This window comes from Lentzea aerocolonigenes, assembly GCF_000955955.1.
In the GTDB taxonomy this organism is placed as follows: domain Bacteria; phylum Actinomycetota; class Actinomycetes; order Mycobacteriales; family Pseudonocardiaceae; genus Lentzea; species Lentzea aerocolonigenes_A.
On record NZ_JYJG01000151.1, the window covers coordinates 11,033 to 28,724 of the forward strand.

Consider the following 17,692-nt stretch of genomic DNA (forward strand, 5'->3'; position numbering starts at 1 on the left):
GCTCCATTTCGGATCACTTGACGGCACCGCCGGTGATGCCTGAGATGATCTTTCGCTGGGCGACGGCGAGCACGACGACGAGCGGCAGGCTCATCAGCACGACGTAGGCGAAGATCAGGTGCCAGTTGTTCAGGTACAGACCGGCACTCGCCACGCGGAACAGGTTCAGCGGCAAGGTGTCGAGCCGGCCACCGACGACGAAGAACGCGTAGAACACGTCGTTCCACACGTACAGGCAGATCAGGATCGTGGCGGTGGCGAGCACCGGCCGCAGCAGCGGCAGCACGATCCGCCAGAACACCATGAACGGGCCGGCGCCGTCGATCTGCGCGGCCTCCTCCAGCGCCGGCGGGATGGTCCGGACGAACCCGGTGACGAAGAAGATCACCGTGGACAGGTAGATCCCCGTGTAGACACCGATCATGCCGATCGCACTGCCCGCGAGCCCGAGCTGACGCAGCAGCAACACCACCGTGACGACCGCTGGTGGCAGCACGATGCCGCTGATGCCCAACGCGTACAGCACCGCGTTCAGCCGGGTCGCACGGCGGGCCAGGACCCATGCCGCCATCGAGCCGAACGTCAGCAGCAACGCGACCGTCGGCACGACGATCAGCAGGCTGCCGAAGAACGCCGTGGGCACCTCGCCTTCGGTCCACACCTGGCGCAGGTTCTCCAGCAGCTGCCAGTGTTGTGGCAACGACAGGTCCGGGTTGAGCGCCTCGCCCTGCGACTTCGCCGCCGTGACCACCACGAGCCACAGCGGGATCCCGATGACACCGAGCACGAGCGCGATCGCCGCGACGGGCTGCACCCTGGTCCAGAACTTGGTCACAGGACCGCCTCCCGCCGGCGCAGCGTCCGGATCACCGGGAACGCCAGCAGCGCGACGAGCAGGAACAGCACCAGGCTCATCGCGGTGGCCTGGGCGAACAGGCCCTGCCCGAACGTGCGGTAGATGAAGATGTTGAGGATCTCGGTGGTCCGCGCGGGACCGCCACCCGTGGTGGCCTGCACGATGTCGAACCCGTTCATCGAGCCCAGCAGCGCGGTAGCCACGTTGAACGTGACCGCGGGCGCCAGCAGCGGGAACCTGATCGACCAGAACGCCTTGAACCGGGAGGCACCGTCGATGCGCGCCGCCTCCAGCAGGTCCTCGGGAATCGTCTTCAGGCCCGCCAGGTAGATGAGCATCGAGAGCCCCATCCACTTCCACGCGTGGATCACCGCCACCACGACGATCGTCCAGGTGGTGTCGCCGAGCCACGCGTAGTCGATGCCCAGGAGCTGGTTGAGGCTGCCCTGCGGCTTCAGCAGTGCCTGGAAGATGTAGCCGACGGCGAGCGCGGACATCAGCACCGGCACCAGGAAGAAGATCCGCGCCACCCGGTTCAGCGCGGTGTCGCGTTCCAGCAGCACCGCCAGGCCGAAGCCGAGGAGGTTCTGGAACACCGCGACCAGCACCGCGTAGACGAGCGTGATCCGCACCGCCCGCAGCAGCGTGCCGTCCGCTGCCAGCTGGGCGAAGTTGTCGAAGCCGACCGGGTTGATCGTGCTCTTGAAGCCGGACCAGTCGGTGAACGCGTAGACGAAGTTGAACACCGTCGGCAGGAAGAAGAACACGAGCAGGATCGCGAAAGCCGGTGCCAGGAACCACATCGGGTGCGTCTGCCGCCGGACGGCACCGCGGCGCGGCGGGTCCGGCACGGGGAGCGGCCGCACCGGCGACCGCTCCCGCACAGCTGCGGAGGTGACCGGCATCAGAACCCCGGTGCCCCGGCCGCCTTGGCCAGCTGGGCGAACTGGTCCTGGGTCGCCTTCGCGACCTGCTCCGGCGTCATCGTCCCGACGATCATGTCCGCCAGGTTGATGTACAGGTCGGGGTTCGCGACCGCCAGCGCCTGCATGGAGCCGACCGCGGTGCCGAGCGACGCGTGCACGTCGAGCAGGGCCTTGGGCACGCCGGCCGGGTTGGCGACCGCGGGCTGCAACGAGACCGTCTTGCGGGCGTTGACGAACTCCTGGTAGCCGGGCCCCGTCCAGTACGCCAGCAGCTGCCTGGCCGCGGCCTCCCGCTTGGCGTCACCGGTGCGGAACGCGACGAGTGCGTTGGACTGGTCCGGGATGAACGTGCCGACGTGACCGGACGGCGAGATCGGGAAGAACCCGATCTTCTGGTCCAGCGTCGCGGTGTCCGACTTCGCCTGCAGCTGTCCGAAGAACGAGTTCACCTGCACGGCCATCGCGGCCTTGCCGTCGAGCAGCGCGGCGCCCTGGTCCTCGAACTTCGCGGTCTTGATGTCGGAGTTGAACAGTCCCTCGTCGACCAGGGACTTGTACTTCTTGATCGCGTCGAGCACGACCGGGCTGCCGAAGGTCTCCTTCTTGGTGTTGATCTGCTCCCAGAGGCCGTTCTTGGCGGCGTCGGCGAGCTGGACCTGCACCCACCACTGGGTTGCCCAGCGGTCACCGGCCATCTCGAAGAACGGCGTGACGCCCTTGGCCTTGAGCGACCTCGCCGCGGTGACCATGTCGTCGAAGTTCTTCGGCAGCTCGGTGATCCCGTTGGCCGCGAACACTTCCTTGTTGTAGTAGACGCCCTCGACGGCCGGGCTGGTGACCAGCGCCGCGTACCGGGTGCCGTCGAGGATGCCGGTGATGTCCTTCAGCTCCGGCGCGAGCTTCGACAGCCAGGGCGCGTCCGTGAGGGGCTGGAGGTTCGACTTGGCGTTGATCGCCGTGAGCATCGACGCGGTGGGCTGCCAGAACGCGAGATCCGGCTTGTCACCTGTGGCGACCTTGGTCTGCACGCCCTGCTCGTACGGGTCCGGGATGGTCACGACGTTGACGTCGGCACCGGTCGCCTTCTCGAACGCCGCCACCACCTGCTCCGGCACGGTGTTGCTGTTCTGCGCCGCCCAGATCGTCAGCTTGACACCGCTGAGCGACGCGGTCGGGTCGGGCCAGGAGACCGCACCGGTGGCGCCGGTGTCCGCGCCGGGGTCACTGCACGCGGCGAGTCCAAAGAGGACGGCGGCGACGCTGATCCATTTCTTCATCGTGCGGTTCCTTCGGTGGGAGAGGGAATCGGGGATGTGCGTGGGGTGATCCGGAACAGCCGCGCCGAGGCCGCGACACGCGGCGCCGTCAGCGTCAGCTCTCCCGCGTCGAGATCCCAGACGGACTTCCACTCGGGCAGATCACGTGGGTAGAGCACGTCGAGATCGATCTCCGCGCCGCGCAGGTGCGGCAGCGGCAACGTCACGCTGTCCTGGTCGCTGTCGCGTTGCCACCCGGCGAGGTAGGTGATCTCGCCGGACTTCAGGGCCAGGCTCAGCCACCGGTCGCTCCACGCGGGCAAACCCAGTGGCCACAACGGAACCGAGGTCGCGAGATCGGCACGGATCTCGTGCTGCACCCGGACCGCGGCCCGCACGGACGCGAGCTGTCCGGCCGTCATGTGGTCGAGCCGGCCGGACAGGTAGAGACGGCCGAGCATGCCGGTGCAGAGGGTGAACGCGATGTCCTCGTCGGACATGTCCGGCTGCGGGTAGGCCCAGCTGGCGGACTGCTCCGGCAGCACCGACATCGGCGCGGACACCGCGATCGGCGGGTACCGCAGGAAGTCCTGCTGGTCGCTGGTGGACTGCAGCTGCATCCGCGCCAACATCGCGTAGTCCATGCGCATCGCACCGGACGCGCAGTTCTCCAGGATCAGGTCGGGATGCCGTTCCAGGACGGCGTCGAGCCACGCGAGGTGCGCCCGGTTGTGCGCGAGCAGGCCCGCGCCGGCACTGTCCGCGGCGGTGTCGGTGCCCGCGCCGGCGTCGATGTTGTAGTCGAGCTTGAAGTAGCCGACGCCCAGTTCGCCGACCAGCCGGTCGACCACCGCGTCCAGGTGCGCGACGGCCCGCGGATCGCGCAGGTCCAGGTGGTAGCGGCCGTGCTCGACCAGCCGTACCCCGCCGCGTTGCAGGAACGCCGAGGCGGGCAGCTGATCGGCCATCGGGCTGCGCACCCCGATCACCTCGGGCTCGAGCCACAGACCGGGCACCATGCCGCGCTCGCGGATGTGCGCGATGACCTTCTCGATCCCGCCGGGGAACCTCGTCCGGGACGGCTGCCACTCGCCGACGCTGTCCCACCAGCCGGAGTCGTCGTCGTACCACCCCGCGTCGATGCAGAACACCTCCGCACCGGCCTCAGCGGCCGCGTCGATCAACGGCAGCAGCTTCTCCGTGGTGGGATCGCCCATCAACGTGTTCATGTAGTCGTTGAACACCACCGGCAGCGCGGCCCGGTCGGGGTGCGGGCGCACGATCTCGCGGCGGTGCGCGGTGAGCGCGGCAACCGCACCGTCCACACCGGACTCGGACACCGCCACGGACACCGGCACGGAGGTGAACGACTCGCCGGGCAGCAGGCGGTGCTGCCACTGGTGGTCGATGTCGGTCGGCCCGAGCAGCGCGACGTACGGGCCGTCCAACCGCTCGGCCACCTCCCAGCGCCAGGCCCCGTTGTGCTCGACCTGCCACAGCCACGCCTGGCCGGTCCGCCGGTCCACGAGACCACCGGTCGGCAGAACCGTGCCCGTCGACCACGTGCCGGTGCTGACCACGGCGGCCCGGCCGCGGCCGTCCTGTCCGTGCAGCCCGAGGTTGAGATCGGGCAGGGCAGCGTCGCGCAGCGGGTGCCGGACCCACCGGCCCTCACCGAGCCATTCGCTGTCGGCCCGCAGCACGTCGACGTCCTCGACCTGCGCTGTGAAACCCGCTGCGAACGACGTCAATCCCTGCAGCACCAACGACTCCTGGCCGTGGTTGGTCACCGTGGTGGTGACCTGGCAGGCGGCGACCCCGTCGACCGAACGGAACGTCGTGCGCGCCATCAGACCGGTGCGCTCGTCCCGCAGGTCGATGTGCAGTTCGCTCCACTTGCCGTCGGTGCCGCGGGAGGAACCGGCGAAGACCATGCGCGTGCCGACAGCGGTCTCGGAGAACCTGTGCGAGACCCTCGCGCGCCCCTCCCCCGCGACCAGCACCTCGACCAACGGCTGCACAGCCCGAGGACGATCGACGTGGCCGGAAACGGCGGACAGCGAGCGGATACCGACCGGCCCGTCCGGCGACACGTCCACCACGAGCTCCAGCGCGGAATGGCCCCACGCCACGTCGGTAGCGGATTCGATCGAGCTCACGCGCGCCTCATTCCCACTGGTCAGCGTCTGTGTGACCGGTCACATCGTCGGCACAGTGTGAGCGCTAACATAGCTGTGGGGAAAGACTGCGTTACGCAGTTGTTACGCCGGGGGTCGCCCGGTGGACTCGCGGATCACGAGCGACGGCGGCGCGAGCGCGATCACCTGCCGGGGCTCCCCCGCCAGTTCGGCCGCGATCGCGGCCAGGCACGCTCGCCCCAGCGCGGTGAAGTCCATCCGCACGGTCGTGAGCGCCGGCGTCCAGTAAGCGGCGCCGGGCACGTCGTCGAAGCCGATGATGCTCACGTCTCCCGGCACGTCCCGGCCCGCGTCGTAGAGCGCGCGACGCACTGCCAGCGCCGTGTCGTCGTTGCCGCACAACACCGCCGTCACGTCCTGGTCGGCAGCCAGCCGCGCCCCCGCCTGGTAGGCCGACCGGACGTCCCATCCCGCCGCCAGCACGTCGGGCACGGCCGCACCGGCCGCCTCGAGCGCGGCACGCCACCCCGACTGCCGGGCGCTCGTGCCGCTCTCCGACGGGATCGCGACGTGGTGCACCGTGCGATGCCCCAGATCGAGAAGGTGCCTCGTCGCGTCGACAGCCGCCTGACGCTCGTCCAGGAACACCATCGAACGCGTGACACCGGCGAGCCCACCGGCTTCCGTCGCGGCCACGGCGGGAACCTTCGCGGGCAGCGCGCGCAGCACCTCGGCACCGGCCGTGTCGTACGCGATCACCACGACTCCGCCCGCGTCGGGATCACTCACGTGCTCGACGGCGTGCTGGACGTCGACCGGCCCGTCCGACTCCACCACCCGCACCCCCACCGCGAAACCCGCGGACCGCGCGGCCTCCTCGATGCCCTGCAACGTCGCGGCGTAGCCGTACAGCGTGGTGTTGGCGACGATCACCGTCACCGTGCTCGACCTCCCGGAACCGAGCGCGCGAGCCGCCCGGCTGGGCCGATAACCGAGCCGCCCGATCGCGTCGAGCACATGCCTGCGGGTGTCGGCGTTCACCCTCGGCGAGTCGTTCAGCACGCGTGACACGGTCTGGTACGAGACGCCCGCGGCCGCCGCGACGTCGCGGATGCTCGGTGTGCTGGAAGATCGGCGTGTCACGCCGACATCGTGATCTCTGCCGGACGTGGCGTCAAAACCGGGCCATGCCGCTAGCGCGCGTATGCCTCGTAGGCAGTTCGGTCGAAGAGCACGAACCTGACGAGCTCGACCGGCGCGTCCGCCACCGCAGCCCGTGCGATCTGTGCCGCCGACTCCACCGGCCACCGGTAGATGCCGGTCGAGATCGCCGGAAACGCCACCGACGCGGCCCCCAGTTCGGCCGCCACCCGCAGTGAGTTGCGGTGGCAGTCGGCGAGCAGTTCCGAGCGGTCCTCCGAGGCCGACCACACCGGGCCGACGGTGTGCACGACCCACCGCGCGGGCAGGCGGCCCGCGGTCGTGGCGACGGCCTGGCCGGTTTTGAGACCGCCGCCGTAGTGGCCGGCGCGGAGTTCGCGGCACTCGGCGAGGATTTCCGGGCCGCCCTTGCGGTGGATCGCGCCGTCCACGCCACCGCCGCCGAGCAGCGAGGAGTTGGCGGCGTTGACGATCACGTCGACGTGCTGCTCGGTGATGTCGCCCAGGACGTACTCGATGGTGGCCACGCGCTGGATTGGAACACGGCAGAGGACGGGCGGCCACGCCATTCGGGCCCGCCCGTCGGCCTGGTTCTGACAGGGTCTGGTCCGTGCTCAACATCCGGATGAACGAGGTGGCGATCGAAGCTCTGGGGCCGGCGCGCGCGGTGCCGGCGGCAGAGCTGGCACCGGAACTGCGTGAGCTGGTTGCCGAAGGCATCGTCCGGCACGGCCCGGCGCTGGCCTTCGCCCGGCATGCCGCCCGTGTCCCGGCGCCCCGCTCGGGCGCACCGGATCTGACCGCGTGGGAGTGCGCCACGAGCAGCTTCCACCTGCGACGTGGTGCCCGTCGAGGTCGGATCGCTGGAGGACGAGCCGGTGATCAGTGAGGCGGGCCAGGTGGTGATGCTGCGCCACGGGCTGGGCCTCGCCCTGGAGGTCGTGCGGCTCGTCCGTGCGCTGCCTGAGCCTGTCGCGGTGCGGTGCATTGTGAGCGCGAACAGCACGAACGGCACATTCAGGTTCCATCGTGCTCGGCCGGGTGAGTCGTGGCTGGGCCCCGACGTGGACGACTACTCGGGTGACAAACTGATCGTCGTCGACAGCGGGTCTGCGAGCATTGGCGGGACACCGTGGTGACGTTCCGCTCCACTTAGGGTGGGCACGGTGTCGGTCGCGAAACCGGCCGGTGTAGCGTGATGCAATCTGTCATGGTTTTAGAAGTGCTCGTTCGCCCAAGATCACATGTCACGGGCGGTTGTTGTGCGGCACCTCCGACCATGGCGGACACCCGGCCCCCGCGCAGTGCGGGTGCCACGTTGATGCTTGGAGTGCACCATGGCCACCGGAACCGTCAAGTGGTTCAACTCGGAAAAGGGCTTCGGCTTTATCGAGCAGGACGGCGGCGGCGCTGACGTCTTCGCCCACTACTCGAACATCGCCGCCCAGGGCTACCGCGAGCTCCAGGAAGGCCAGAAGGTCTCCTTCGACATCACGCAGGGCCAGAAGGGCCCGCAGGCGGAGAACATCGTCCCCGCCTAGGGTCCAATGCCGGCCGCTGGACCGCCAGCGGCACGTGCGGACACACCAGAGCCCGGCCGGATGATCCATCCGGCCGGGCTTTGTCCTGCACCCTGAACGGCTTGATGCTCAGGTGCGCTGGGACGTGGTGGAGGAACCAATGCGGCGCGACACGACCGCCGCGACCACGCAGAGGACTCCGGCACCGATCCAGACCGGGTCGTAGCTGCCGGAGGAGTCACGCACGACAGCACCGGACACGGCCATCAGCCCCGCGCCGATCTGGTGCGCGCCGTTGACCCAGCCGAACACGATCGCGCCGTCCTCGCCGTAGAACTCGCGGCAGATCGCGATCGTCGGCGGCACCGTGGCCACGTCGAGCACGCCGAACGCCACCACGAACGCCACCAGCGGCACCGAGACGTGCGAGGTGAGCAGCACGGGCAACAGGAACAGCGTGCCCGCGCGCAGGCCGAAGCACACCGACAGCACCAGGCGCGGGTCGACGTTGTCGATCAGCCAGCCCGCGCTCACGGTGCCGGCGACGTTGAAGAACCCGATGAGCGCCAGCAGTGACGACGCGGTGGTCAGCGCCATGCCGTGGTCGTGCGCGGCCGGGGTGAAGTGACTCCACATGAGACCGTTCGTGGTGGCTCCGCAGATCGCGAACATGCCGGCCAGCAACCAGAACGGCAGCGTGCGGCCGGCCGCGAACAGCACCCGGACCGCGCGGGTCAGCGCGCCGGGCACTGGTTCCGGGTGCACCCCGGGCGGATGGTCGCGCAGCAGAGCCAACGCGCACAACGCGGCCACCGCGGCGGCAGCGGCCAGCACGATCATCGGCGCGCGCCAGCCCTGGTGGTCGGCCAGCCACGACAGCGCGGGCAGAAACGCGAACTGGCCCAGCACGCTCGACGCGGTGAGCAGGCCGGTGACCAGGCCGCGACGTTCGGTGAACCAGCGGCCGGCGATCAGCGCCGCGAACACCATCGACAACGAGCCGGTGCCCAGGCCGACGCACAGGCCCCACAGCAACGTGAACTGCCACGTGTCGGCCATGAAGGCGGTGCCTGCGGTGCCGACGGCGATCAGCAGCAGCGCGGGCAGCACCACGGGGCGGATGCCGAACCGGTCCATCCACGCCACGGCGAACGGCGAAGTGACGCCGTACAGCACCATGTTCAACGACACCGCGACACCGATGGCGCCGTGCGTCCAGCCGAACTCGTCGTGCAGCGGGGCGACGAGCCGCCCGGACATGGTGGTGGTCGCGCCCGCGGTCATGATGACCACGGCGGTGGCGGCGACCACCCACCACGCCCGTGCTGTCGTGCGGGTTCGCGTTGTGGTCACTCGAGCGGCCCGAACCGGTACAGCACCTCGTCGTGGTGCTCACCTGGGAAGTGGTCCGCGCCGAACAGCACGTCCTGCTTCTCGATCGGCACGCCGTGCTTCTTGGCGACCTTCTTGAGCACCAGGATGATCGGCAGGTTGTCCTTCGACACCGTCGCCTCGACGTACTTCACGCCCTTGTCGATCTGCTGCCGCACGACGTGGTCGAACAGGTCGATGCCGAGGTCGGGGACGCCGTGCCGGGCCTGCACCGCCTCCTGCCACACGAAGAGCGTGTCCGGCGCGGAGGGCCTGCGGTAGCCCATCACGAACCCGATCACCTCGTCGTCCGCCACCGCGACCGCCGAGCAGTCAGCGAAGTCGCGGAACCACAACACGTACAGGTACGCGCTGTTGAGGTCGAGCTTCGGCTGTTCCTTCACCATCTCCCACACCGCGAGCCCGTCCGCGGGAGTCGGTTCGCGGAAGGTGATCGTCTGGGTCATGACTCCTCCAGCGGGTAGGCGCCGTTCTCGTCGTGGTCCTCCCTGCCGGTGACCGGAGGGTTGAAGACGCAGACGAACTTGGAGTCGACGCGCGGCCGCAGCGTGTGCCGCTCGTGGCCGTCGAGCAGGTACATGGTGCCCGGCTTGATGAGGTGCTTCTCGCCGGTTTCCTCGTTGGTCAGCTCGGTTTCACCCTCGGTGCACAGCACGGCCTCGATGTGGTTGGCGTACCACATGGTCGTTTCCGTGCCCGCGTACACGGTGGTCTCGTGCAGCGAGAAGCCGACGCCTTCCTTGGCCAGCACGATGCGCTTGCTCTCCCACGTGCCGGAGGCCGCCTTCACGTGCCGGTCGGTGTCCTCTATCTCCTCGAACGATCGAACGATCATGCTTCCTCCGTTTCCTCCACGGCGCTGCGCAGAATGTCCAGTCCCTCGTCCAGTTCCTCGGCGGTGGTGGTGAGCGGCGGCAGCAGCTTCACGACCTGGTCCTGCGGACCCGCCGTCTCGATGAGCAGTCCTTTTCGGAACGCCGTGCGCGCCACCTGGCCCGCGCGGTCCGGTTCCGCGAACTCCAGGCCCTGCACCAGTCCCCGGCCGCGGGTGCGGGCGTCGTGCTCGACGCAGATGTGCTTCAGCGCTGTTTCGACGCGTTCGCCGTGCGAGCGGGTCTGCTTTTCCAGCACGTCGTCGGACCAGTAGGTGTTGAGCGCGGCGGTCGCCGTGACGAACGCCGGGTTGTTGCCGCGGAACGTGCCGTTGTGCTCACCCGGTTCCCAGACGTCGTACTCCGGCCGGAACAGGGTGAGCGCGAGCGGAAGCCCGTAACCGCTGATGGACTTGCTGACCGTGACGATGTCCGGCGTGATGCCCGCGTCCTCGAACGAGAAGAACGCGCCGGTGCGGCCGCAGCCCATCTGGATGTCGTCCACGATCAACGGGATGTCGTTCTCACGGCAGACGTTCGCGAGGCCCTGCAACCACTCCTTGCGCGCGACGTTGACACCGCCTTCGCCCTGCACGGTCTCGACGATCACGCCTGCCGGGTGGTCGAGTCCGGAACCCTCGTCGAGCACCATCTGCTCGAACCACTGGAAGTCGGGTTCGTTCTCGTCGAGGTAGCGGTCGAACGGCATCGGCATCGAGTTCGTCAGCGGCACTCCGGCACCCGCGCGCTTGGCGCCGTTGCCGGTGACCGCGAGCGAGCCGAGCGACATGCCGTGGAACGAGTTCGTGAACGACACGATCGTCTGCCTGCCGGTGACCTTGCGGGCGAGCTTGAGCGCAGCCTCGACCGCGTTGCTGCCGGTCGGGCCGGGGAACATCACCTTGTAGGCGAGACCGCGTGGTGCCAGCAGCTTCTCGTTGATCGTTTCGAGGAAGGCGCGCTTGGCCGTGGTGGCCATGTCGAGCCCGTGCGTGACGCCGTCACCGCCGAGGTAGGCGAGCAGCTCCTCTTTGAGAATCGGGTTGTTGTGCCCGTAGTTCAGCGTGCCCGCACCGGCGAAGAAGTCCAGATAGGACTTCCCGTTCTCGTCGGCGATGCGACTGCCCCTGGCCTTGTCGAACACGGCGGGCCAGCCGCGGCAGTAGCTGCGCACGTTGGACTCGAGCGCGGTGAAGACATTCATGCCTTGGCCTTGAGGACGAAGTCGGTGAACTTGTCCACCGTCTCGAAGTCGTCGGCGTCCAGCTCCTCGGGGTCGACCTCCAGCCCGATGGTGTCCTCCAGCGCCATCAACGTCTCCAGCGCGGTGGTCGAGTCCAGGTGCAGGTCCTCGAACAGCCGCGTGTCACCCTTGAGGTCATGGACCGGCTGGTCGAGCACCTCCGTGAGCGCCTTCTCCAGTGCGGTGACAACTTCTTCGCGTTCCATCACTCACTCCCCTCGATGATGGTGGCCAGTTCACGTCGGTCGATCTTGCCGTTGTTGTTGGTGGGCAACGACTCCAACCGCACGCACCGGCGCGGGATCTTGAACGGTTCGATGTGCTCGCGCATCTTCTCGAGCACTTCCTCGGCGCTGATGCCGGTGACTGCGGCGAGCACGGCCTTGCGGTCCTCGGTCGGCGGCAGCACCGCGGCCTTCTCGACCTCCTGGACGCGGTTCGCGGCGGCCTCCACCTCGGTGGCGCTGACCCGGAAGCCGCGCTCCTTGTAGATGTCGTCCCGCCGCCCGCTGAAGTACAGGTAGCCGTCCTCGTCCATGCGCCCGTAGTCACCGGTGCGCAGTTCCGGAAAGAGACCGTCCTTGCGGTAGAAACGTTCTGCGGTGAGCTCCGGCCTGCGCCAGTAGCCGGCCATGACGTGCGGGCCGCGGACGACGAACTGCCCGATCTCCCCCGGTGGTACCCGGTTTCCCTCGTCGTCGATCACGAAAACCTCGGTGCCGGGCAACGGAAGCCCGCACGCGCCGGGCTTGTCGAGGTCGCCGTCCGGGGGCATGATCGCGGTGCGCTTGCACTCGGTCAGGCCGTACATCAGCGCGATCCTGAGGTTCGGCAGATGCCGGCGCAGTTTCTCGGTGGTCTTCTCGGACAGGGCGGCGCCGGTGTTGGTGAGCAGCCGCAGGTGCGGCAGGTCGCCGCCGCGCTGCAGCAGCCACGCGAGGCGGTCCGACACCGGTGGTACGCCGGGCAGCACGGTCGCCTTGGCCTCGGCGAGGTTCTTCAGCAGCGGCGGACCGCTTTCGGCCGGGGTGCCGAGCCAGAGGTGCGCTCTGGCGTTGGTGGCCAGGAAGACCTGGTAGAGCCCGTAGTCGAAGGACAGCGGCAGGGGGCAGTAGATGACGTCGTCCGGTTGGTAGTTCAGACATTGCTGGATGGCGCCGATCGCCCACAGCATCTGCTGGTGAGTGCTGACCACCGCCTTGGGCAGCGATGTGGTGCCCGAGGTGTAGATCAGGCAGGCCGGGTCGACTTCCAGGGCGGGGCAGGGATCTGTCGGTGCCGCATGTGATGATTCGGACAGGGCGGCGATGTGCTCGAACCTGACGGCCTCGGGGTCGCTATCGTCGTCACCGACGAGCAGCACCGGTTCGCAGTCGCCGACGACGTGCCGCAAAGGCTCCCCGCGCACCTCCTCGTGCAGCACGCTGAAGGCCGCGCCAGTCCGCGACACGGCGTAGCAGGCCGCCGCGACGGCCAGTCCGTCGGCAGAGCGCAACAGCACCCGTTCACCACGCCGCACACCACGTCCGGAGAGGGCGTCCGCCATCCGCAGACTCAGCTCGGCCAGCTCGCGGTAGGTCACCCGCCTTCCTCCGGAAGTGATCGCGGGCGCGTCGGGCCGTTCCGCGGCGGCTCGGTCGAGGAGCTCGTGCAACATCAGCTTCCCTCCCTCGGCACCACCGTCGTCGCGGTGGCCGTGCACACCAGTTCCGGTTCCGCCAGCACCTCCGCGGCGGTCTCGGCCTTGTCCGGCCGTGCCGCGATCACCTTGTGCGCCGTCAGTTCCACGACCCGGCGCAACCGCGTCTCCCGCACCACCGAGCCGCGGGCCTCGATGAAGTCCCCCGGCCGCACCGGTGCGTGGAACTTCACCTCGGTGTACTCGGACAGCAGGCCCTCGTCGCCGTCGGTGCGGACGGTGATCTCGGTCAGCACGTCGCCGAAGAGCTTCAGCACGCGCGCGCCGTCGACGAGCCCGCCACCGTAGTGGCCTTCCTCTCCGCCGATGCGCACGCGCAACGAGGCGGTGGTCATGGTCTCCTCCCTCTGGCTGATCGCAACCGCTGCGACCACGTTCGCCTTGTGAGTGATGGATGTCCGCACTTTCATGGCGCACTCGGCACTGCCCCGCAGCTCCACCTCCGGTGCCCCGCTGCCGGCCCGGCCGATCCGGATGTCACGTGGCGCGATTCCGCGCAACATCCCGGTGCCCAACGACTTGAGCACGGCCTCCTTCGCGGCGAACCGGCCGGCGAGGAACTCCCGGCGGCGTTCCGGGCCGAGGTTCTGCGCGTAAGCGAGCTCCTCCGGCGCGTAGATGTGGTCGAGGAACCAGCGCCTGCTCAGCAGCCGGTCCAGCTCGGTGCGGTCGAGCACGTCGATGCCGATCACCGGAAGTCCACCAGCGTCTGCCGCGCCAGCAAGTCCTGCACGGTGTCGCGCTGCCGGACCAGGTGCGCTTGTCCGTTGTGGACGATCACCTCGGCCGGGTAGCCGTGGCTGAGGAACAGGCCCGGCGAGGCGGTCGGGCCGTACGCGCCGGAACGTCCGACGGCGAGCAGGTCACCGGGCCGCACCTCGGGCAGCTCGACCTTCTTGGCGATCACGTCGTTCGGCGTGCACAGCGGGCCCGTGACGGTGTACTGCCGGCGCGAGCCGTCGTTGGTCAGGTGGCGCACCGGGAAGTTCCGCTTCACGAAGCTGCCGATGCCGACCGCGGCCATGTGGTGGTTCGTGCCGCCGTCCGCCACGACGAACCAGTCACCACGCGACTGCTTCACGTACCGCGCCCGCACGACGTACGTGCCGGCGGTGGCGGTGAGGTAGCGGCCGAGTTCCATGATCAGGCGCGTTTCCGGGTGCCTGCGGGTGAACGGCTCGATCACCTCGCGCAGTCCCGCACCCAGGGCGCTGAGGTCGAGGTCGGTCTCGTTGTCGAAGTACGCGACCCCGAGTCCGCCGCCGAAGTCCACCGTTTCCAGTGGAATCCCCAACGCGCCCGCGACTTCTTCTGCCATGGCGAGGATTTCCGCGGTGTTGCGCACGATGTCGTCGTGGTCCAGGAACCTGGTGCCCATGTAGGCGTGCACGCCGATGATCCGCGTGGTGGTGAGGTCGATCTTGCCGACCGCCTCCTGGTCGATGCCGAACTGCCTGGGCTTGCCGCCCATCGTGAGACCGGAGCCCTTGGCGCCGAACGACGGGTTGATCCGGATCATGGCGCGCGGACCGGCGATGTCGTCGAGCTGGTGCAGTTCCTCGACCGACTCGCAGACGACGGCGTGGATGCCCGCGTCGACGCACGCCTGGAGTTCGGTGATGTCCTTGCCCGGCCCCAGGAAGATGATGTCCTCTGGTCGCACGCCCGCCTTCAGCGCGGTGGCCAGCTCGGCGTGCGACGACACCTCCGCCCCGACGCCGAGCGAACGCAGGTACGCGCACACCGAGACGTTCGGGTTGGCCTTGAGCGAGTACAGGACGTCGACGCTGTCCGGCAGTTCCCCGCGCAGCCGCTGGTGGACCCGGTGCAGCTCGGCGGTGTCGTAGACGAACAACGGCGTGCCGAACTCCTCGGCCAGCTCTTCGAAGTTCACGTGCTCACCTCCAGTCCGAACTCGTCGTGGACGATGTTCACCGCGTCCGCGGTCCGGTCACGCGGCACGATCACCGAAGCGCGCGCTTGTGACGCCCAGGCGTGGGTGACGGCGACGCCTGCCTCCCGGAGACAGCGCGACAGCCGGGACGTGACATCGGGCCTGCTCGACAGCCCGGTGCCGACGATCGACACCTTGCCGGTGGCGGGTTCGGCCCGCACGTGCAGACCCGCCCGCGTCAACGCCTCGCGCAGCCCGTCCGCCGCGTCGGCGCCGACGGTGAACGACACCGCCTGGTCCGACATGGTCAGCATGTCCGCCGCGGCTGAGCTCGCCGACAGTTCGTCGAGCACGGTGCACAACCCGTCACCGCCCGGCGAGTTGACGTGGAACAGCACCGAGCTCTCGTCGTGAACCACGGCGGTGACGACATTTCTGGTTTCGAGTTGTTTCATCCGCCCTCCCCGCACGACGGTTCCGATGCGGTTGTCCAGTGAACTGCCGACGTGCACGTCCAATTCATACAGAGCAGCCAGTTCCACTGCTCTGGGATGAACTACTCCAGCGCCGGCGAACGCCATTTCCGCCATTTCAGCGGCGGTGACGACCTGTAGTACGCGCGCACGCGGGACCACTCGTGGATCGGCAGTGCAAATTCCCGCAACGTCGGTGAAGATCTCGCACCTGTCCGCTGCGAGCGCGGCGGCGACGGCCACGGCGGTGGTGTCGGAACCACCTCGCCCGAGCGTGACGACGTCACCGGTGTCGTTGGTGCCGTGGAACCCGGCGACCACGACGACGGCGTTCCTGGTCAGCTGCTCGGCGATCCGCGCGGTGTCGAGCTCCTCGATCACCCCGGCGCGGTGATCACCGACAACACCGATGCCCGCCTGCGCCCCATCCAGAGAAACCGCAGGTACACCCATGTCCTGCAACGCCATCGCGAGCAACGCCGCCGACTGCCGTTCCCCGGTCGCGAGCAACGTGTCGACCTCACGAGCAGGCGGTGTGGGCGTGACCTCGTCGACGAGACCGAGCAGGGCGTCGGTCGTGTCACCCATCGCGGAGACCACGACCACGACCCGGCTGCCGGACGCGCGGGCGTGCGCCACGTCGCCGGCGACGCTGTGCACGCGTTTCAGGTTCGAGAGTGAACTGCCACCGTATTTCCGGACAGTCACTTTCATGATCGAAGACGGCGGTACAGGGCCACGCCGCGAATACCGTTAATTCTCCTCATCATCCCCATGTGGCGTAGGTACCCGGGCCTTCACGCACCCCAATCACGCATCACCCGATGGGACTAGATTCGTCGCAAATGCTCACGCAACGTGCATCCACAATGGAGAGTTGGCCGAATTCGAGGACGGCTCACGCAAAATGTCTTCGAGTATTGCCGAACAGCTCCACAGTGGACATCGCGAATCCTGACACCGGGGGCTGATTCGAAAACAGCCCTCAGCTGGCCGGCAGCGGGCAGGTGGCCACGTCCGCGGGCCGGGCCAGGGTGGCGGACGGTGGTGGCGTCACGCCGTCGAGCCAGCGTTCCAGGGCGACGAAGGCCGCGCGGTGGCACGGCGCCAGTGGACGCAGCCGGTCCGGGTAGGCGTCCACCAGGCCGTCCACGTGCGTGCCCTGCTCGACGCGGTAGTAGCGGTGCAGGCGGCCGGGGGTCATGGCCGCGTACACGTCGGAGTCCTGACTGATGGGCAGGAGTACGTCGTAGGTGCCGTGCACGGTCAGCAGCGGGCGCTTGAGCTTGCCCGTCAACGCGACACGAGAGACCGCGGGGCCGGCGATGCGGCGTCGCGCGGCGTAGGAGTAGTCCGCGTCGCACGAAGGTGTTCCCGACGAGCAGAACGGGACGCCGGCTTCCAAGGTGCCGTCGAACCCCGGGTCGAACTCCTCGCGGTAGATGCGCTGCGTCAGGTCCCAGTAGTAGCGGTAGTGGTAGTCCCACAGGAATTCCGTGCCGGCGGGAAAACCAGCCGCGACCATCGCTTCATGGGCGTCGGAACTACCTGCTGCATAAGCAGGATACGAACGCAGGACGGGAGGCAGGAAGGTCAGCGGGTTGGGGCCGTCGACCGTCCACAGTGTCCCCTCCCAGTCGACGCCGCCGTCGTAGAGGTGGGCGCGGTTCTCGAGTTGCCAGCGCACCAGGTAGCCACCGTTGGAGATGCCGGTGGCGATGGTCCGGCGCGGAAAGTGGCCGTAACGACTGAGAACAGCTGCACGAGCGGCGACGGTGAGTTCGGTGAAGCGGCGGTTCCACTCCTCCATCGCGCGGCCGTCGCGGTAGAACCGCGCGCCGGTGTTGCCCTTGTCGGTGGCGGCGAAGGCGTAGCCGCGGGACAGGACCCAGTCGGAGATGGCGCGGTCGTTGGCGTACTGCTCGCGCACGCCGGGGGCGCCGGTGACGACGAGGCCGCCGTTCCAGCGGTCGGGCAGGCGCAGCACGAACTGGGAGTCGTGCGCCCAGCCGTTGTTCGAGTTCGACGAGGAGGTGTCCGGGAAGTAGCCGTCGATCTGGATGCCGGGGACGGCGGCGGGTACGGGCAGGGCCGCGCTCGTCAGGCCCGCCCAGTCGGCCGGGTCGGTGTGGCCGGTGGCGACCAGGCCCGTGGTGGTGAGGTCGGACAGGCGGGCGAGTTGCTGATGTTCGGCGCCCGGAACGTGCACCGCGGCCGTCGGCGGGGTCAGCGCGAGTACTAGCACCAGCGGGAGCAACATAG

General features: G+C 68.7%; 19 protein-coding genes. 3 read left to right on the forward strand and 16 right to left on the reverse strand.

Annotation, left to right across the window (positions count from 1 at the left end; translation table 11 throughout):
- Positions 1–13: 13 nt before the first annotated feature.
- The 6 genes from UK23_RS21930 to UK23_RS21955 form a co-directional block, all read right to left on the reverse strand.
- Positions 14–835 (reverse strand): carbohydrate ABC transporter permease, encoded by an 822-nt coding sequence (locus tag UK23_RS21930; protein ID WP_045313464.1) that lies wholly within the window; start codon positions 833–835, stop codon positions 14–16.
- Positions 832–1,761: a carbohydrate ABC transporter permease gene (locus UK23_RS21935; RefSeq protein WP_082114863.1), complete on the reverse strand. Its 930-nt coding sequence runs from the start codon at positions 1,759–1,761 to the stop codon at positions 832–834. The genes UK23_RS21930 and UK23_RS21935 overlap by 4 nt, the downstream gene beginning before the upstream one ends.
- Entirely contained in the window at positions 1,761–3,059 is a 1,299-nt protein-coding gene (locus UK23_RS21940) for an ABC transporter substrate-binding protein (protein WP_045313465.1), read from the reverse strand. The genes UK23_RS21935 and UK23_RS21940 overlap by 1 nt, the downstream gene beginning before the upstream one ends.
- The gene (locus UK23_RS21945; RefSeq protein ID WP_196777818.1) at positions 3,056–5,197 is read right to left on the reverse strand and encodes a glycoside hydrolase family 36 protein; all 2,142 of its coding nucleotides are present in this window, start codon (positions 5,195–5,197) and stop codon (positions 3,056–3,058) included. The genes UK23_RS21940 and UK23_RS21945 overlap by 4 nt, the downstream gene beginning before the upstream one ends.
- Positions 5,198–5,299: 102 nt before the next feature.
- Positions 5,300–6,319 (reverse strand): LacI family DNA-binding transcriptional regulator, encoded by a 1,020-nt coding sequence (locus UK23_RS21950; RefSeq protein ID WP_045313466.1) that lies wholly within the window; start codon positions 6,317–6,319, stop codon positions 5,300–5,302.
- Between the two features lie 50 nt (positions 6,320–6,369).
- Complete coding sequence (locus UK23_RS21955; protein WP_045313467.1) at positions 6,370–6,906, reverse strand: O-acetyl-ADP-ribose deacetylase; 537 nt, start codon at positions 6,904–6,906, stop codon at positions 6,370–6,372.
- Positions 6,907–6,947: 41 nt separating this feature from the next.
- Here UK23_RS21955 and UK23_RS53870 point away from each other — a divergent pair, with 41 nt between their 5' ends.
- The 3 genes from UK23_RS53870 (at position 6,948) to UK23_RS21965 (ending at position 7,878) form a co-directional block, all read left to right on the forward strand.
- Positions 6,948–7,226 (forward strand): hypothetical protein, encoded by a 279-nt coding sequence (locus UK23_RS53870; RefSeq protein ID WP_231114614.1) that lies wholly within the window; start codon positions 6,948–6,950, stop codon positions 7,224–7,226.
- Positions 7,216–7,476 (forward strand): hypothetical protein, encoded by a 261-nt coding sequence (locus tag UK23_RS53875; protein ID WP_231114615.1) that lies wholly within the window; start codon positions 7,216–7,218, stop codon positions 7,474–7,476. The genes UK23_RS53870 and UK23_RS53875 overlap by 11 nt, the downstream gene beginning before the upstream one ends.
- A gap of 198 nt (positions 7,477–7,674) precedes the next feature.
- A complete protein-coding gene (locus UK23_RS21965; RefSeq protein ID WP_045313469.1) occupies positions 7,675–7,878 on the forward strand; it encodes a cold-shock protein in 204 nt (67 codons plus the stop codon).
- 108 nt (positions 7,879–7,986) lie between these two features.
- Here the strand turns inward: UK23_RS21965 and UK23_RS21970 are convergent, their stop codons facing one another.
- The 10 genes from UK23_RS21970 to UK23_RS22020 form a co-directional block, all read right to left on the reverse strand.
- Positions 7,987–9,210, reverse strand: coding sequence for an MFS transporter (locus UK23_RS21970; RefSeq protein WP_045313470.1), 1,224 nt, complete (start codon positions 9,208–9,210; stop codon positions 7,987–7,989).
- Positions 9,207–9,695 carry a diaminobutyrate acetyltransferase gene (gene ectA, locus UK23_RS21975; RefSeq protein WP_045313471.1) on the reverse strand — a complete coding sequence of 163 codons (489 nt, stop codon included), beginning with the start codon at positions 9,693–9,695 and terminating at the stop codon, positions 9,207–9,209. The genes UK23_RS21970 and ectA overlap by 4 nt, the downstream gene beginning before the upstream one ends.
- Complete coding sequence (locus tag UK23_RS21980) at positions 9,692–10,084, reverse strand: ectoine synthase (protein WP_045313472.1); 393 nt, start codon at positions 10,082–10,084, stop codon at positions 9,692–9,694. Before UK23_RS21980 ends, ectA begins: the two co-directional genes overlap by 4 nt.
- Entirely contained in the window at positions 10,081–11,325 is a 1,245-nt protein-coding gene (ectB, locus tag UK23_RS21985; RefSeq protein WP_045313473.1) for a diaminobutyrate--2-oxoglutarate transaminase, read from the reverse strand. The genes UK23_RS21980 and ectB overlap by 4 nt, the downstream gene beginning before the upstream one ends.
- Positions 11,322–11,570, reverse strand: coding sequence for an acyl carrier protein (locus tag UK23_RS21990; protein ID WP_045313474.1), 249 nt, complete (start codon positions 11,568–11,570; stop codon positions 11,322–11,324). The genes ectB and UK23_RS21990 overlap by 4 nt, the downstream gene beginning before the upstream one ends.
- Positions 11,570–13,021, reverse strand: coding sequence for a class I adenylate-forming enzyme family protein (locus tag UK23_RS21995; RefSeq protein WP_045313494.1), 1,452 nt, complete (start codon positions 13,019–13,021; stop codon positions 11,570–11,572). The genes UK23_RS21990 and UK23_RS21995 overlap by 1 nt, the downstream gene beginning before the upstream one ends.
- Entirely contained in the window at positions 13,021–13,755 is a 735-nt protein-coding gene (locus tag UK23_RS53880) for a holo-ACP synthase (RefSeq protein ID WP_231114616.1), read from the reverse strand. The genes UK23_RS21995 and UK23_RS53880 overlap by 1 nt, the downstream gene beginning before the upstream one ends.
- Complete coding sequence (locus UK23_RS22010) at positions 13,752–14,957, reverse strand: type III PLP-dependent enzyme (protein WP_045313475.1); 1,206 nt, start codon at positions 14,955–14,957, stop codon at positions 13,752–13,754. Before UK23_RS22010 ends, UK23_RS53880 begins: the two co-directional genes overlap by 4 nt.
- Positions 14,954–16,144 carry an aspartate kinase gene (locus tag UK23_RS22015; protein ID WP_045313476.1) on the reverse strand — a complete coding sequence of 397 codons (1,191 nt, stop codon included), beginning with the start codon at positions 16,142–16,144 and terminating at the stop codon, positions 14,954–14,956. Before UK23_RS22015 ends, UK23_RS22010 begins: the two co-directional genes overlap by 4 nt.
- Positions 16,145–16,415: 271 nt before the next feature.
- Positions 16,416–17,690 carry a prolyl oligopeptidase family serine peptidase gene (locus UK23_RS22020; RefSeq protein ID WP_045313477.1) on the reverse strand — a complete coding sequence of 425 codons (1,275 nt, stop codon included), beginning with the start codon at positions 17,688–17,690 and terminating at the stop codon, positions 16,416–16,418.
- Positions 17,691–17,692 lie beyond the last annotated feature (2 nt).

Excerpts from the sequence above, each read along its gene's own strand:
- UK23_RS21935 (WP_082114863.1), bottom strand. The coding sequence starts at position 1,761 with ATGCCGGTCACCTCCGCAGCTGTGCGGGAGCGGTCGCCGGTGCGGCCG.
- UK23_RS21940 (WP_045313465.1), bottom strand. The coding sequence starts at position 3,059 with ATGAAGAAATGGATCAGCGTCGCCGCCGTCCTCTTTGGACTCGCCGCG.
- UK23_RS21955 (WP_045313467.1), bottom strand. The coding sequence starts at position 6,906 with ATGGCGTGGCCGCCCGTCCTCTGCCGTGTTCCAATCCAGCGCGTGGCC.
- UK23_RS21965 (WP_045313469.1), top strand. The coding sequence starts at position 7,675 with ATGGCCACCGGAACCGTCAAGTGGTTCAACTCGGAAAAGGGCTTCGGC.
- ectA (WP_045313471.1), bottom strand. The coding sequence starts at position 9,695 with ATGACCCAGACGATCACCTTCCGCGAACCGACTCCCGCGGACGGGCTC.
- UK23_RS21980 (WP_045313472.1), bottom strand. The coding sequence starts at position 10,084 with ATGATCGTTCGATCGTTCGAGGAGATAGAGGACACCGACCGGCACGTG.
- ectB (WP_045313473.1), bottom strand. The coding sequence starts at position 11,325 with ATGAATGTCTTCACCGCGCTCGAGTCCAACGTGCGCAGCTACTGCCGC.
- UK23_RS21990 (WP_045313474.1), bottom strand. The coding sequence starts at position 11,570 with ATGGAACGCGAAGAAGTTGTCACCGCACTGGAGAAGGCGCTCACGGAG.
- UK23_RS21995 (WP_045313494.1), bottom strand. The coding sequence starts at position 13,021 with ATGTTGCACGAGCTCCTCGACCGAGCCGCCGCGGAACGGCCCGACGCG.
- UK23_RS22015 (WP_045313476.1), bottom strand. The coding sequence starts at position 16,144 with ATGAAAGTGACTGTCCGGAAATACGGTGGCAGTTCACTCTCGAACCTG.
- UK23_RS22020 (WP_045313477.1), bottom strand. The coding sequence starts at position 17,690 with ATGTTGCTCCCGCTGGTGCTAGTACTCGCGCTGACCCCGCCGACGGCC.